Source organism: Streptomyces sp. NPDC059452, assembly GCF_042750035.1.
In the GTDB taxonomy this organism is placed as follows: domain Bacteria; phylum Actinomycetota; class Actinomycetes; order Streptomycetales; family Streptomycetaceae; genus Streptomyces.
In genome coordinates this window covers 37,112-51,287 of record NZ_JBHYVE010000029.1, presented here as the reverse complement: position 1 = coordinate 51,287, position 14,176 = coordinate 37,112, and the positions used below count along the sequence as shown (strand labels likewise).

The window sequence follows — 14,176 nt, the reverse complement described above, 5'->3', positions numbered from 1 at the left end:
GGCCGTGACGGCCCTGGTCGGTGTCGGTCCGGTCGCGTACGGTGAAGTCATCCGTCAAGCACGCCCCCGCTGCGCGCCCCGCCCCCGCCTCACCTCACGAACAGGAGACCCCGGTGCCGGTCCTCCCTGGAGCCGAGCCGTTCCGCCACGAGGGCGGAGAGGTCGGCGTCCTCCTCTGTCATGGCTTCACCGGCTCGCCGCAGTCGCTGCGCCCCTGGGCCGACTACCTCGCCGAGCGCGGGCTGACCGTCTCGCTGCCGCTGCTGCCGGGCCACGGGACCCGCTGGGAGGACATGGCGGTCACCGGCTGGCAGGACTGGTACGCGGAGGTGGACCGCGAGCTGCGGGTGCTGCGCGAGAAGTGCGAGCGGGTCTTCGTCTTCGGGCTCTCCATGGGCGGTGCGCTGAGCCTGCGGCTCGCGGCCAAGCACGGGGACGCGATCAGTGGTCTGGTGCTGGTCAACCCGGCCAACAAGGTGCACGGCCTCTCCGCCTACGCGCTGCCGGTCGCGCGCCATCTGGTGCGTACGACGAAGGGGCTGGCCGACGACATCGCGCTCCCCGGTTCGCACGAGGTGGGCTACGACCGGGTGCCGCTGCACTGCGCCCACTCGGTGCGGAAGTTCTTCAAGCTGGTCGACGGCGAGCTGCCCCAGGTGACCCAGCCGGTGGTGCTGCTGCACAGCCCGCAGGACCATGTCGTACCGCCCGCGGACAGCGCGCGGATCCTGAGCCGGATCTCCTCCACGGACGTCTCGGAGATCCTGCTGGAACAGAGCTACCACGTCGCGACGTTGGACCATGATGCGGAGCGGATCTTCGATGAGAGCTACCGGTTCATCGGCCGTCTCGCACCGAACGTCGGGAAGAAGGGGAGCACGTCCGGTGGCTGAGCACGACGCGGAACGCACAGGCAGCGACGAGGAGCGCGAACCGCGCCCCACGGAGAGCGCGGCCGTCCCTGAGGGGACGAAGGCGGCTGTCCCGGAGGGTGCTGTCCCGGAAGGGGCCGGACCGGAGAAGCCGGAGAAGCGGCCGGACGAGGAGCCGGTGATCGACGAGGACGCGGCCTGGGCCGCGATCGTCGCGGGGTACGGGGAGGAGCCGCCGGACCCGCCGGGGGCCAAGCCCTTCAAGTCGGTCGAGGACCTCGCCCTGCTGGAGGACGACCAGCGCAACGTGGTGGGGCCGGACAACGGCCGGGCCGGGGACCCGGCGGACAAGGGGTCGGGCAAGACGCCCCCCAAGCCGCCGGAGAAGAAGCCGCTCGGCAGCTCCGTCGTCTTCGCGCCCGGTGTCGCCGGGCCCCGGGACTACGAGCTGCCCGAGTCCAAGGACGACGGCATCGACGTCCCGGACGAGGGCGAGGAGGGCCACTTCGTGCCCCCGGAGCCGCCGCCGCTGCCGGAGGCCGACGTCACGGCGAAGTTCGCCTGGCTCGCGGTGATCGGCGGGCCGGTCCTGATGCTGCTGGCGGTGCTCTTCCAGTGGGAGATGACGTGGTGGCTCACCACGCTCTGCATCGGCGGCTTCCTCGGCGGCTTCGTCACCCTGGTGGCGCGGATGCCGCACGACGACGATGACGACACCTACGGCGACCCGGGGCGCGGCGCGGTGGTGTAGCCGCCCGGTCGGCCGGGGCGGGGCGCGGCCGTGTGACCTGCGGGGACTCTGAGGGCGGCCAGGACCGGCAGATGGTCGGTGGCCGCCCTCAGGTCCGTGTCGGTCACCCCGGGCAGCCCGGCGGGCACACCGCAGCCGAGCACCTCGATGCCCTGGGTCGCGAACACCGCGTCGATGCGTTTACGGGGCTTGTCCGGCGGGAACGTCAGCTCGCCGCCCCACGGGGCGGCGGCCCGGCAGTCCTGAAGCCGCCCGGCCAGGTGCGTGAACGCCTTCCCGGTCGGTACGTCGTTGAGGTCGCCGCCCGCCACGGCGTGCTCGACGCCCATCGCTCCCAGCCGCTCCAGCACCATCCCGGCCTGGGCGACGCGCTCCTCCCGCTGGAGGCTCAGATGGCAGCTCAGCACCCCGAGCCGGGCCCCGCCGATCCTGACGACGGCGGTGGCGAGGCCCCGGCGGTGCAGCCCCGGGGTGAGCGGCAGCAGGACGTCCTCGGTGCGCTCGACGGCGACGCGCAGCGAGCAGAGCAGCAGCGGTCCGGCGGCCGGGGCGCCGCCGCCGAGGACCACGAGGCCGCTGTCCCTCGCCAGCCGGGCGGCCGCCTTGCGCCAGCGGAAGAAGCGCGGCGCCTCCTGGACGAGGACGAGATCGGGGGCGCAGGCGCGGATGACCCGGGCCAGGGCCGCGGTGTCGTCGCGCAGGGAGCGGACGTTGTAGCTCAGCACGCGGACCACGGCTGAACCGTCCGGCCCGGTACGGGGGTCGGGCAGCGGCGTCAGGACCATGGGGGCCACGATACGGCGGACGCCCGCCGCTGCCCCGGAGGGCGGCGGCGGGCGCCTGATGCGTCGTGCTCGGCTCCGACCGGGTCGCTCAGCCCTGACGGGCCAGGTCGGCCGCGCCCACGAGCCCTGCCTTGCCGCCGAGTTGGGCGGCGAGCACCTGGGCGTGCGGGCGCCATTCGCCGCCGATCAGCCAGCGCCGGAACGACTTGCGGATCGGGTCGAGGACCAGCTCCCCCTCGTCCGAGACACCGCCGCCGACGATGAACGCGGACGGGTCGAACAGCGAGGCCAGGTCGGCCAGTCCGGCTCCGGCCCAGCGGGCCAGCTCGCGGAACGAGTCGACCGCGACCGGGTCGCCCTGCCGGGCGGCCTCGCTGATGTGCTTGCCCTCGATGCCCTCCACCGTGCCGTCGCCGAGGCCCAGCAGGACGACGGCGTTCTCGGGGGTGGCGTTGGCGCGCTGCTTCGCGTACCGGACGAGCGCGCGGCCGGAGGCGTACTGCTCCCAGCAGCCCTGGCTGCCGCAGCCGCAGAGCAGACCGTCCGGGACGACCCGGATGTGACCGAACTCGGCGGCCACGCCGAAGCGTCCGCGCCGCAGCTTGTTGCCGATGATGATGCCGCCGCCGAGGCCGGTGCCGAGCGTGATGCAGATGACGTCGTCGTGGCCCTGGCCGGCGCCGAAGCGGTACTCGCCCCAGGCCGCCGCGTTGGCGTCGTTCTCGACGACGACGGGCAGGCCGACGCGCTGCTCGACCTTGTCCTTGAGCGGCTCGTGGCGCCAGTCGATGTTGGGCGCGAACAGGACGGTGGCGCGCTTGTCGTCGACGTAACCGGCGGCACCGATGCCGACGGCCTCCACCTCGTGTCCCTCGCTCGCCCCGGCCACCGCCGCGCAGATCGCGTCGACGATGCCTTCGGCCGTCGGGGGCGTCGCCACCTTGAACGTCGAGAGGATCCGGCCCTCTTCGTCGACCACTCCAGCCGCGATCTTCGTGCCGCCGATATCGACGCCGATGGTGAGTCCCATGAATCCCTCAGTTTCGGTCGAGCCCCGCTAGGGGCAACCGTACCCGAGGCGCGGCCCCGCCCGGCCCGGGACCGGTCGGTCCCGGCCGTTGCTTCCGGCCGGTACAGGCGGTTGCGTCCGGCCCGGTGCAGGCCGTCGTGTCCGGTCAGTCCAGGTCGATGCGTTCGGTGCCCGATGGGCCCTCGTCGCGGCCCCCGCCACGGCCCTCGTCACGCGGGTCGGACGGGTCGTCGGCGGCCTTCCCGGCGGGCTTCGCCGAGGGGTCGGCGGCGGTGCGGGTCCAGCGGCTCTCCTGACCCTCCACCGCCGAGCGGTAGGCGGCCAGCAGCTCGTTGCCCGCGGCGGCGAGGTGGTCGAAGACCTGAGGGTTGCGTTCGATGACCGGTTCAACGGCGGCCTTGGCCTGCCGGATGGCCTGCTGCACCGCGCCTTGGGCGGCGACGCCGAGCAGCGGGGACTGGAGCGAGGAGACCTTGTCGGCGACCGCGTCGACCAGCTTGCGCAGCTCCTCGGCGGCGGAGCCGGGCTGCGGGCCGTACTGCGCGCGGCGGCGGGCCTTCTCGGCGGCGAGGTCCTCGGCGCAGGCGTCGGCCCACGCGTCGCCGTCGACGGGACGATCGGTGGCTTCACTCATGGCGGACTCCTGCGAGGCGGGGTGCCGGCCGCCGGCGGCGGGCCGGCGGGGCTCGTAACGCGTACCACCGACGTTACCCGAATGGCCGCAGACCGTTCAGGAGGTACGCGGCCAGAGCGCCGGGTCCGGGGTGAAGCGGACCCGCAGGACGCCCTCGGTCAGGGCCGCGCCGGAGACCGTGCAGCGGCGCAGGGCCGAGGCGACCTTGACGATCCGGTGGAACGGGCCCACGGTCAGGAGCAGTTCCTCGCCCCGGCGGACCAGGCGCAGGTCCTCCTTGGCCGCGCCGGGCAGCGGCAGGCACCAGGTCAGCTCGGCCGGAGTGCCGCTCTCCCCCGGCTCCCCCTCGATCCACCACGGGTCCTCCGCCCGGCCCGCCTCGCGCTCGTCCGGCGCGGGGACGGCGAGCGCGGCCAGGTCGTCGGCGGTACGGGGGTCGTGCCCCAGGTGGGCGGCCTCGTGGACCGGGATCTCCGGGGCCCACTCCTCGTGCCAGTGGCCCAGGCACTTCTCCTGCTGGGCGGCGAGATCCGCGAACCAGGGGTCCGAGGAGTGGCGGGGCAGGACGCGGGAGGCCACCAGCAGGTCGGCGCGGAGCCCGTGCAGGGCGAGGCCGGTGCGGGCGGTGCGCAGGGCGTCCGCGGCGGCGGGTCCGGGCTGGGCGACCAGGCGGAGCGTGGTGGCGCGGTCCTCGACCAGGGCCTGGACGGCGGCCAGCTCCTCGTCCTTGCGGGCGGCGGCCTCGTACAGCCACTGCGCGGGCATCGGGACCCCGGCGAGCTGGGCGAGGACCGGGCGCAGGGCGCGGGCGGCCTGGCGTTCGGCGGGGAGCAGCCGGCGCAGATAGCGGCGGAGCTGCTCGGGCAGGGCCAGCAGCGCGAGGGCTTCGGTGAGCGGCGGGAGGTCCACGACGAGGGTGTCGTAACCGGCGGTGGACCAGTCTCCGGCGGCGGCGCGGTGCAGGGTGTGCAGGAGGGCGAGCTGCGGGGAGCCGGGGAGCTCGGTCAGCTCCTCGCCGTCCAGGCGCCCGGCCCCGACCAGGTCCAGAAGGCCGGAGGCGCGCTGCTGGAGCTCGGTGAGTTCGGCCCGGAAGTGCTCGCCGGAGTCGATACGGGCGTGGTCGAGCCGGTCGGTGACCCCGGTGGGTTCCGTACCGTCCGGGAAGCCGGGTATGGACTCGGCGGAGACCAGGAGGGTGCGGCTGCCGCTCGCGGCGGCGGCCAGGGCGCTCGCCGCGGCGAGGGTGGTACGGCCCGCGCCGCCGGGGCCGGTGACCAGGACCGTACGCATGGCGCTCAGCCCTGCGGGATGGACTCGACGCGCTTCTTGAGACCGGCGAGCGCGCGGTCGATGATGACCTTTTCGGCCTTGCGCTTGATCATGCCGAGGAGCGGGATCTTGACGTCGACGGCGAGCTTGTAGGTGACCTCGGTGCGCACTCCGCCGGCCATCGGGGCCAGCGCGTACGTGCCGTCCAGGGAGCGCAGCATCTGGGACTTGACGAGGGTCCAGCTGACTTCCTTGTCGCCCAGCCAGGTGTACTCCAGGACGTGGTCGTCCTTGATGGCTCCGGCGTCCAGGACGAGGCGGACCTGCTCGGCGCGGCCCTGGTCGTCGGTGGCCAGCACCTCGGCCTCCTTGACCTCGCCGGTCCACTCCGGGTAGCGGGCGAAGTCGGCGATCACGCTCATGACGTCGGCCGGTGCCGCCTCGATCGTGATGCTCGAGCTGGTGTGTTCAGCCATCGCCGTGGCCCTCCAGTGCGGTGTAACCGGTCGCGTTCGGCAGAAGCCTGCCGCTGTGCAGGCTATCGCGTGCCCGCCGCGCTCCGGTCCACGCCCCGGGCCCTTCCGGTCACCAGGTCAGCGCCCAGGGCGTCCCGGTGGAGGCGAAGTGGCCGACGTTGACGCACTCGGTGGTGCCGATCCGCATCCGGCGGACCAACGGCTGGTGAACATGGCCGAAAAGCGCGTACCGGGGGCGGGTGGTGCGGATGGCTTCCAGCAGGGCGGTGGAGCCGCGTTCGAAGCGGCGGGCGACGGTGTCGTACGTCAGCTCGGGGACCTCGGGCGGGATGTGCGAGCAGAGCACGTCGACCGGGCCGAGCGCCTCGACCTTGGCCGCGTACTCCTCGTCGCTGATCTCGTACGGCGTGTTCATCGGGGTCCTGAGCCCGCCGCCGACGAAGCCGAAGACCCGGCCGCCGATCTCCACCCGCTCGCCGTCCAGCACGGTGGTGCCGGGGTGGACGTACTCGGGCCAGAGACGGGGGACGTCGACGTTGCCGTAGGTGGCGTACGTCGGGGTGGGGAAGGCGGCGAAGAGCTCGGCGTACTGCTTGCGCACCGCGCCGATGATCTCGGTGTTGCGGTCGCGGCCCTGCCACAGCTCGCGGCCGAAGGCGCGGGCCTCCTCGTAGCGGCGGGCGGTGCGCAGCTCGACGATGCGGGTGGCGTTCTCCTGGCCGAAGAGGGCGGGGAAGATGCCGCGCGAGTGGTCGGCGTAGTCCAGGAAGAGCACCAGGTCACCGAGGCAGATCAGGGCGTCGGCGCCGTCCCCGGCCCTGGCCAGGGCCTCGGTGTTGCCGTGCACGTCGCTGACCACGTGGATCCGGGTGGAGCGCCGTGCGCCCGCCGCAGGCCCGGCCGTTTCGCTGCCTCGCATGCGGATCACCCTAGAGCGGCGGCCGTCGACGGGGTAGACCGGCCGGACCTGCGGTTACTTCCGAGTCGTCGCGGCGGTGGACTACTGTGCGCGAAAGGGCCATTTATCTGTGTGATGCATAAGACATCTGGCCGGAACCCCCTATCGGGAACCTGGTACCGATGGGTAACGTCCGGGCAGTCCAGTCGTGCTCACCCCGCTGAGCACCCGCCATTCTTGGACCGCAGCCGGTGCGTCACACAGAGCCGTGGCACCGGAGCCCGATGAGGAGCAGCAGTCTTGCGCGAGTTCAGCCTTCCGGCCCTGTACGAGGTCCCGACGGACGGGAATCTGACGGATCTCATCCGCCGCAACGCCGCTCAGCATCCCGACGTCGCGGTGATGAGCCGCAAGGTGGCCGGTGCCTGGAGCGATGTCAGCGCCACCCAGTTCCTGGCCGAGGTGAGAGCCGCCGCCAAAGGGCTGATCGCTTCGGGCGTGGAGCCCGGCGACCGGGTCGCCCTGATGTCCCGCACCCGGTTCGAGTGGGTGCTGCTGGACTTCGCGATCTGGAGCGCGGGCGCGGTGACCGTACCGGTGTACGAGACCAGCTCCGCCGAGCAGGTGCAGTGGATCCTCGCCGACTCCGGGGCGGTGGCGGTGATCGTGGAGAGCGACGCGCACGCGGCCTCGGTGGCCTCCGTACGGGAGGGGCTGGCGGGTCTCGCGCACGTCTGGCAGATCGACGCGGGCGCGGTGCAGGCCCTGGTCGAGGCGGGCGCCGAGGTCTCGGACGAGACCATGGACGCGCGGATGGTCAGCGCCAAGGCGGACGACCCGGCGACCATCGTCTACACCTCCGGCACCACGGGCCGCCCCAAGGGCTGTGTGCTCACCCACCGCAGCTTCTTCGCGGAGTGCGGCAACGTGGTGGAGCGGCTGAAGCCCCTGTTCCGTACGGGCGAGTGCTCGGTGCTGCTGTTCCTGCCCGCCGCGCACGTCTTCGGCCGGATGGTCGAGGTGGCCTCGGTGATGGCCCCGATCAGGCTCGGCTGCGTCCCCGACATCAAGAACCTCACCGATGAGCTGGCCTCGTTCCGGCCGACGCTGATCCTCGGGGTCCCCCGGGTCTTCGAGAAGGTCTACAACGCGGCCCGCGCCAAGGCGCAGGCGGACGGCAAGGGCAAGATCTTCGACCGGGCCGCCGACACGGCGATCGCCTACAGCCGGGCGCTGTCCACCCCGCAGGGCCCCTCGCTCGGGCTGAAACTGAAGCACAAGCTCTTCGACAAGCTGGTCTTCGGGAAGCTGCGCAACGTCCTGGGCGGCAAGGGCGAGTTCGCGATCTCCGGCGGCGCCCCGCTGGGCGAGCGGCTCGGCCACTTCTACCGGGGCATCGGCTTCACGGTCCTGGAGGGCTACGGACTGACCGAGAGCTGTGCGGCCACCGCCTTCAACCCGTGGGACCGGCAGAAGATCGGTACGGTCGGCCAGCCGCTGCCCGGCTCGGTGGTCCGGATCGCGGACGACGGCGAGGTGCTGCTCCACGGCGAGCACCTGTTCACCGGGTACTGGAAGAACGAGTCGGCCTCCGCCGAGGCGCTGGCCGACGGCTGGTTCCACACCGGGGACATCGGCACGCTCGACGAGGACGGCTACCTCGCGATCACCGGCCGCAAGAAGGAGATCATCGTCACGGCGGGCGGCAAGAACGTGGCCCCCGCGGTGATCGAGGACCGCATCCGCGCCCATGCCCTGGTCGCCGAGTGCATGGTGGTCGGCGACGGCCGCCCGTTCATCGGCGCGCTGGTCACCCTGGACGAGGAGTTCCTGGGCCGCTGGGCCGAGGAGCACGGCAAGCCGGCCGGTTCGACGGCCCTGTCGCTGCGCGAGGACGCGGAGCTGCTGGCCGAGGTGCAGCGGGCGGTGGACGACGGCAACGCGGCGGTCTCCAAGGCCGAGTCCGTACGCAAGTTCCGGATCCTGCCCGCCCAGTTCACCGAGGAGGCGGGCCACATCACCCCGTCGCTGAAGCTGAAGCGGAACGTGGTGGCGAAGGACTTCGCGGACGAGGTGGAGTCGATCTACCGCGCGTGAGCGGTGTTACGCGTACGAGATCTGTCGCGCGTGACAGCCGTTACGCGTACGGAGAAGGGGCCCGCGCCGTCGAGAGCGCGGGCCCCTTCTCCGTACGCACAACGCCGTACGGCCGCGGCGGGCGGCAAGGCTTCACGTCCCGGCCCGCCACCGCGTACTCACAGCAGGGTCTTCAGCTTCTCCGCGAGCAGGTCCCAGCGCCACTTCTCCTCGACCCAGGCGCGGCCCCGCTCCCCCATCCGCTGCCGCAGCTCCGCGTCCCCCAGCAGCGTCAGGATCCGCTCCGCCGACTCCTCGGCGCTGCCCCCGCGCACCACCCACCCGGTCTCGCCGTCGAGCACCGCGTCCGGGGCGCCGCCCGAGTCCCCGGCCACCACCGGCAGCCCGGTCGCCGACGCCTCCAGGTAGACGATCCCGAGCCCCTCCACGTCGAGCCCCCGCCGCCGGGTCCGGCACGGCATGGCGAAGACGTCCCCGGCCCCGTAGTGCGCGGGCAGCTCCGCCCACGGCACCGGCCCGGTGAACCGCACCGAGTCCGCCACCCCGGTCTCCACCGCGAGCCGCTCCAGGTCCTTGGCGTACGGGCCGCCGCCGACGATCAGCAGCACCGCGTCCGGGATCTGCGCGAGGATCGCGGGCATGGCCAGGATCAGCGTGTCCTGGCCCTTGCGCGGCACCAGGCGCGAGACGCAGACGACCACCGGGCGGTCGGAGAGCCCGAGATGGGCGCGGACGCGGTCGCCGCCGGACGCCGGGTGGAAGGTCTTCTCGTCGACGCCCGGCGGCAGTTGCACCATGCGGGCGGCCGCGTCCGGGGTGAGGGCGGCGGCGATCCGGGAGCGGGTGTACTCACCCAGATAGGTGATCGTGTCCGTGCCCTCCCCGATCCGGCGCAGCAGTTGCCGGGAGGCGGGCAGCTGGGCCCACCCGGCCTCGTGCCCGTGGGTGGTGGCGACGAGCCGCTTCGCGCCCGCGCGGCGCAGCGCCGGGGCCATCAGGCCGAGCGGGGCGGCGGCGCCGAACCAGACGGAGGTGCAGCCGTGTTCGCGCAGCAGGGCGGTGGCCCGCCGGGTGACGCGCGGGGTCGGCAGCAGCATCGTCGTACGGTCGCGGACCACGGTGAACGGCTGCTCGGCGTCGAAGGCGGCGGTGGCCGCCGCGCCCTCCTCGCCGCGCTTCCAGGTGGAGGCGTAGACGACGACCCGGTCGGGGTCCAGGCGCAGCGCCATGTTGTGCAGGAACGCCTGGATGCCACCGGGGCGGGGCGGGAAGTCGTTGGTCACGATCAGGGTCTTGTCCATCGCGGCTGACAGTACCGAACGGCCGCGCTTCACGGCCGCCGCCCTCACCCCCCGGCATCATGGGCCGCCGGACCCCGGGCCGGAGACGGCCCCCGAGGCGATGAGGGCGGCGGCGATGGCGGGGCGACCATCCAGGGGCGCGGGACTCCTCCCGTACGGACTGCTGCCGTACGGATCCTTCCCGTACGGATCCCTCCCGTACGGACTCCTGCCGTGCGCGGTCTGGGCGCTGACCCGGGCGGCGCTGCTGCTCTGGGTGTTCGGGGTGTTCACCCTGGGCGGCCTCGATGTCACGGTGGATGTGTCGGTGATCTACCGGGGCTGGTACGAGACGCTGCTCACCGGCACCTACCCGCTGGACGACGTCACCTGGCAGTACCCGCCGGGCGCCGCCCTCGCCATCCTCTCCCCCGCCCTGCTGCCCTTCTTCGCTTACGCGAGCGCCTTTTATGTTCTCGTCCTGCTCTGCGACGCCCTGGTGCTGGGGCTGCTGCTGTACGCGGGGCGGCGGCCGGGGATAAGGGCGGCGGGGGCGTGGGTGTGGGTCGTGGGGGTGCCGCTGCTGGGGCCGACCGTGTACGCCCGCTACGACCTGATGGTGACGGCGGTGGCGGTGGCGGCGCTGCTGGCGGGGGTGCGCCACCCGAAGGTGCTGGGGGCGCTGGCCGCGTTCGGGGCGCTGCTGAAGGCGTGGCCCGCGCTGGTGCTGGTGGGGGTCCGGCGGGGGCGGCCGACCCGGGCGGCCTGGTCGGCGGCGGCGCTGACGGCGGCCGGGCTCGCGGTGGGCTTCGCGCTGTGGATGCCGGGGGCGTACGCGTTCCTGGCCTTCCAGCGGGACCGGGGCACGGAGATCGAGTCGCTGGGGGCGCTGGTCTTCCATGTGTGGCGGCAGTTCGGCTGGGAGGGGCGGGTGGAGCTGCGGTACGGCTCGATGGAGTTCCTCGGGCCGCACGTGGAGCTGGTCTCGACGCTGGCGCTGGGGCTGGCCGTGGCGGCGCTGGGCTGGCTGCTGGTGTGGCGGCTGCGGGCCCGTGACTTCGCGGCCCACACCCCGGCGCAGGCCGCGTTCACGGCGGTGCTGCTGTTCACCACGACGAGCCGGGTGATCAGCCCGCAGTACGTGGTGTGGCTGGTCGGGCTCGCGGCGGTCTGCCTGGCGTTCCGGGACGGCGGGATGGTGCGGCCCGCCGTGCTGGTGCTGGTGGCGGCCGGGGTGACGGTGCTGGAGTTCCCCTTCTGCTTCGCCGAGGTGGTGGCGAGCGACGCGTGGGGCGTGGGGCTCCTGTTCGTACGGAACGGTCTGCTGGTGGCGGCCTCGGTGATCGCCGCGCGGCGGCTGTGGCGGGAGACGGTGCCGGGGGCACGCTCCGGGCAAGCGGCGGGGCCGCAGCCGGTTCACGGGAATCAGCCGAGCCGGGCACTGAGGTAGGTCGGCCGAGCCGGGTACTCGGGGAGGTCGGCCGAGCCCCGGTACTCGGGCAGGTCAGCCGAGCCGGGCGCTCAGGTAGGCGCGCCAGTCGGCGGTGAACTCCTCGGGGGTCGTGCCGAGCACCGCGTCCATCGCCTGCTCGACCGCCCCGTCCCGCTCCGGATGGGCCCCCACGGCCGCGTAGAAGGCGGTCAGCTTCTCCTGGCCCCACCGGCTCGCGATGAGCTCGCAGGCCATCCAGGCGCTCTCGTAGGCCCGCGCGAGCTTGTCCGGGTCGCCGTCGAAGCCGAAGTCCTTGTCGACGGGGAGTCCGTCGGGTACGTCCCCGCCGCGGACCGCGCCTGCCAGGTCGGGGGCGATGAGGTCGGGGTCGCGGTCCTCCGCCCGGTAGGCGGCCCAGTCGGCGAAGCCCTCGGAGAGCCAGACCGGGGTGGCCGTGGAGGTGCTGGTCCGGGTGGCGACATGGGTCGTCTCATGGGTCAGGACGACCCGCTGGCCGAAGCTGCCGAGGGTGGCGTACGCCTGCGGGTTGACGATCACCCGGTCCGCGATGGCCGGGCGCTCCCCGGTGGCACCGGCCTCTCCGGTGGTGACGGCGGCGATGCCCCGGTAGCTGGTCTCCGGGGAGCCCAGGAGGTCCGCCATGGACCGCACGGAGTCCGGGACGAGGACGACCACCCGGCGCGCCCACTCCCCCGGCCAGGCGTCGGAGACGGCCGGTACCGCGAGGTCCACGGTGTCCGCGACCCGGCGCAGCTCCTCCTGGGGCCGTCCGACGCCCAGGACGATGCTGTGGGCGCCCCGGACGACCGCCACCGCCCCCTGGGTCCAGAGCTGGTCGGAGGCGCCCTTGGCGGGCCGGTCGGCGGTGATGTGCCACCGCTCGCCGTCCCGCATCAGCTCCAGGGTGCGGCGGGTGGCGACGGGAGCGGTGTCGTACCCGTCGATCCGGTAGCTCAGCTCGACCTCGGCGGTGGCCCAGTCGCCGTCCTGTTCGGGCTCGCCCTTCACCTCGTACGTCCAGGACTCCAGCGGTACGTCGGCGAGGTTGGCGAGCTCCGTGCGCTGGGCGGCCCGCAGCTTCCGGGCGTCGGGGGCGAGGGCGTCGAGGTAGCCCGCCGGGTCCCGGGCGAGGACGGCGGCGGCGCGGCGCTCCAGGGTGGCGTCGATCTCGCGGACGGTGAGGGAGGTGTCGGCCTCGGCCGGGGCGGCACAGGCGGAGGCGGTGGTCAGCAGGGCGGCGAGCACGATCACCGCCGCACGCCGGGGGAACCGGGGGCGTCCCCCGCGCACACCTCGTCCTCGTCCGGCCACCCTGCCGATCGTACGGTCAGTCACGGGCGGCGGCCCGGCCCGGTGGCCGGGAAGCGTCAGATCCGGGTCACCGAGGAGACCGGCATCATGCCGACCGGGTCGTAGCGGATCGCGGCGCCCGGGTAGGGGGCGTGGATGACCTGGCCGTTGCCCACGTACATGCCGATGTGGCTGGCGTCGGCCCGGTAGGCGACCAGGTCGCCGGGCTGGGCCTGGGAGAGGGGCACCATGCGGCCCGCGTACCGCTGGGCCTGCGAGGTGCGGGGCAGGCTCACCCCGGCCTGGGCGTAGGCCCACTGCATGAGGCCGGAACAGTCGAAGCCGGAGGGGCCGTTGGCGCCCCACACGTACGGCTTGCCGAGCGCCTGGTGAACGGCGGAGACGGCGGACATCGCCCGGCCCGAGCCGGGGGCGACGCCGGAGAGGTCGGGGGCGGCGTCACGGCCGGAGCGGGAGGCCCGGTCGAAGGCGGCGCGGTCCTCGGCGGGCAGCGAGTCGAGCAGCTGCCGGGCCTGGCGGAGCTTGGCCTCGACGGCGCGTTTGTGGCGGGTGACGGCGGCCCGGTTGCGCTCCAGCTCGGTGAGGGCGCGGTTGGCCTCGGCCCGGGTCTGGGCCACGCCGCGCTGGGCGTGCCGGAGCTTGTCCAGGGTCAGCGCCTGGCGGGCCCCGGCCCGGTCGAGGGCGGCGGCCCGCTCCAGATAGGTGTCCGGGTCGGAGGAGAGCAGCAGGGCGAGGGCCGGGTCGATGGAGCCGGTGCGGTACTGGGCGCCCGCCATCGCGCCCAGCGAGTTGCGCATCCGGTTGATGGACTCCTGGCCCCGGGCCGCCGCGTCCTGGGCCCGGTCCGCCTCGGCGCGCAGCCGTGCCACCCGCTCCCCGGCCTCGTTGTACCGCTCGGTGGCCCGCTCCGCCTCGCCGTAGAGCCGGTCGACGGCGGCCTTGGCGCTTTCGCGGGTGTCCTTGGGGTCGGCGCTCGCCGGGGCCCCGGTCAGGGTCGCGGCCGCGGTGGCGGCGGCCGCCGAGACGACCGTGGCGCGGACGCCCCGATGGAGGCCGGACTGGGTGGGACGGCGATGGGACACCACAGGAAGCCGCACTTCCTTCCGCTGACGCAGTTGACGCAGTAACGCGCGGCCCCTGCCGCCCGGGACGGGCGGACCGATGAGCGGGAGCCGCACAGCAGCCAGACAGTAATCGGACGACTACGCGCGGGCCAAAGACCTCGCCGGTGGCGAAAGGGGCGTCGAACAGCGCTGCCCCGCCGGTGACCTCGGTCTCCGGCGGGGCAGGGCGTCAGCGTGGGGCGCGGCGATTCCCTCG

13 protein-coding genes are annotated in these 14,176 nt (G+C 73.7%); 4 read left to right on the top strand and 9 right to left on the bottom strand.

The window, feature by feature from the left end:
- Positions 1 to 113: 113 nt before the first annotated feature.
- Positions 114 to 893 (top strand): alpha/beta hydrolase, encoded by a 780-nt coding sequence (locus ACFW9Z_RS30015; protein WP_384645730.1) that lies wholly within the window; start codon positions 114 to 116, stop codon positions 891 to 893.
- Complete coding sequence (locus ACFW9Z_RS30010) at positions 886 to 1,623, top strand: hypothetical protein (protein ID WP_384645729.1); 738 nt, start codon at positions 886 to 888, stop codon at positions 1,621 to 1,623. The genes ACFW9Z_RS30015 and ACFW9Z_RS30010 overlap by 8 nt, the downstream gene beginning before the upstream one ends.
- Here ACFW9Z_RS30010 and ACFW9Z_RS30005 read toward each other — a convergent pair.
- From ACFW9Z_RS30005 to ACFW9Z_RS29980, 6 genes are all read right to left on the bottom strand, one after another.
- Complete coding sequence (locus ACFW9Z_RS30005; protein ID WP_384645728.1) at positions 1,590 to 2,408, bottom strand: endonuclease/exonuclease/phosphatase family protein; 819 nt, start codon at positions 2,406 to 2,408, stop codon at positions 1,590 to 1,592. The genes ACFW9Z_RS30010 and ACFW9Z_RS30005 overlap by 34 nt on opposite strands.
- Positions 2,409 to 2,496: 88 nt before the next feature.
- Entirely contained in the window at positions 2,497 to 3,438 is a 942-nt protein-coding gene (locus ACFW9Z_RS30000) for an ROK family glucokinase (RefSeq protein ID WP_384645727.1), read from the bottom strand.
- A 145-nt stretch (positions 3,439 to 3,583) separates the two neighbouring features.
- Positions 3,584 to 4,072 (bottom strand): DUF5304 domain-containing protein, encoded by a 489-nt coding sequence (locus ACFW9Z_RS29995; RefSeq protein ID WP_384645726.1) that lies wholly within the window; start codon positions 4,070 to 4,072, stop codon positions 3,584 to 3,586.
- A gap of 96 nt (positions 4,073 to 4,168) precedes the next feature.
- Positions 4,169 to 5,362: an ArsA family ATPase gene (locus ACFW9Z_RS29990; RefSeq protein ID WP_384645725.1), complete on the bottom strand. Its 1,194-nt coding sequence runs from the start codon at positions 5,360 to 5,362 to the stop codon at positions 4,169 to 4,171.
- 5 nt (positions 5,363 to 5,367) lie between these two features.
- Entirely contained in the window at positions 5,368 to 5,817 is a 450-nt protein-coding gene (locus ACFW9Z_RS29985; RefSeq protein ID WP_384645723.1) for an SRPBCC family protein, read from the bottom strand.
- A 109-nt stretch (positions 5,818 to 5,926) separates the two neighbouring features.
- Positions 5,927 to 6,736 (bottom strand): metallophosphoesterase, encoded by an 810-nt coding sequence (locus ACFW9Z_RS29980; RefSeq protein ID WP_384645721.1) that lies wholly within the window; start codon positions 6,734 to 6,736, stop codon positions 5,927 to 5,929.
- A gap of 279 nt (positions 6,737 to 7,015) precedes the next feature.
- Between ACFW9Z_RS29980 and ACFW9Z_RS29975 the strand changes: the two genes are divergently transcribed.
- A complete protein-coding gene (locus tag ACFW9Z_RS29975) occupies positions 7,016 to 8,812 on the top strand; it encodes an AMP-dependent synthetase/ligase (RefSeq protein WP_384645720.1) in 1,797 nt (598 codons plus the stop codon).
- Positions 8,813 to 8,970: 158 nt separating this feature from the next.
- Here ACFW9Z_RS29975 and ACFW9Z_RS29970 read toward each other — a convergent pair whose 3' ends face one another.
- A complete protein-coding gene (locus ACFW9Z_RS29970; RefSeq protein ID WP_384645719.1) occupies positions 8,971 to 10,113 on the bottom strand; it encodes a glycosyltransferase family 4 protein in 1,143 nt (380 codons plus the stop codon).
- Positions 10,114 to 10,213: 100 nt separating this feature from the next.
- On the opposite strand from ACFW9Z_RS29970, the gene ACFW9Z_RS29965 reads away from it, so the two are divergent.
- Entirely contained in the window at positions 10,214 to 11,542 is a 1,329-nt protein-coding gene (locus ACFW9Z_RS29965; RefSeq protein WP_384645781.1) for a glycosyltransferase 87 family protein, read from the top strand.
- Between the two features lie 54 nt (positions 11,543 to 11,596).
- Here the strand turns inward: ACFW9Z_RS29965 and ACFW9Z_RS29960 are convergent, their stop codons facing one another.
- Together ACFW9Z_RS29960 and ACFW9Z_RS29955 are read right to left on the bottom strand one after the other, a co-directional pair.
- Positions 11,597 to 12,835: a hypothetical protein gene (locus ACFW9Z_RS29960; protein ID WP_384645718.1), complete on the bottom strand. Its 1,239-nt coding sequence runs from the start codon at positions 12,833 to 12,835 to the stop codon at positions 11,597 to 11,599.
- Between the two features lie 77 nt (positions 12,836 to 12,912).
- Positions 12,913 to 13,941, bottom strand: coding sequence for an NlpC/P60 family protein (locus tag ACFW9Z_RS29955; protein ID WP_384645717.1), 1,029 nt, complete (start codon positions 13,939 to 13,941; stop codon positions 12,913 to 12,915).
- Between the last annotated feature and the right edge of the window lie 235 nt (positions 13,942 to 14,176).

What these genes read in the sequence shown, in the direction of transcription:
- ACFW9Z_RS30005 (WP_384645728.1), bottom strand. Translation starts at nt 2,408, where the DNA reads ATGGTCCTGACGCCGCTGCCCGACCCCCGTACCGGGCCGGACGGTTCA.
- ACFW9Z_RS30000 (WP_384645727.1), bottom strand. Translation starts at nt 3,438, where the DNA reads ATGGGACTCACCATCGGCGTCGATATCGGCGGCACGAAGATCGCGGCT.
- ACFW9Z_RS29995 (WP_384645726.1), bottom strand. Translation starts at nt 4,072, where the DNA reads ATGAGTGAAGCCACCGATCGTCCCGTCGACGGCGACGCGTGGGCCGAC.
- ACFW9Z_RS29990 (WP_384645725.1), bottom strand. Translation starts at nt 5,362, where the DNA reads ATGCGTACGGTCCTGGTCACCGGCCCCGGCGGCGCGGGCCGTACCACC.
- ACFW9Z_RS29985 (WP_384645723.1), bottom strand. Translation starts at nt 5,817, where the DNA reads ATGGCTGAACACACCAGCTCGAGCATCACGATCGAGGCGGCACCGGCC.
- ACFW9Z_RS29980 (WP_384645721.1), bottom strand. Translation starts at nt 6,736, where the DNA reads ATGCGAGGCAGCGAAACGGCCGGGCCTGCGGCGGGCGCACGGCGCTCC.
- ACFW9Z_RS29970 (WP_384645719.1), bottom strand. Translation starts at nt 10,113, where the DNA reads ATGGACAAGACCCTGATCGTGACCAACGACTTCCCGCCCCGCCCCGGT.
- ACFW9Z_RS29965 (WP_384645781.1), top strand. Translation starts at nt 10,214, where the DNA reads ATGAGGGCGGCGGCGATGGCGGGGCGACCATCCAGGGGCGCGGGACTC.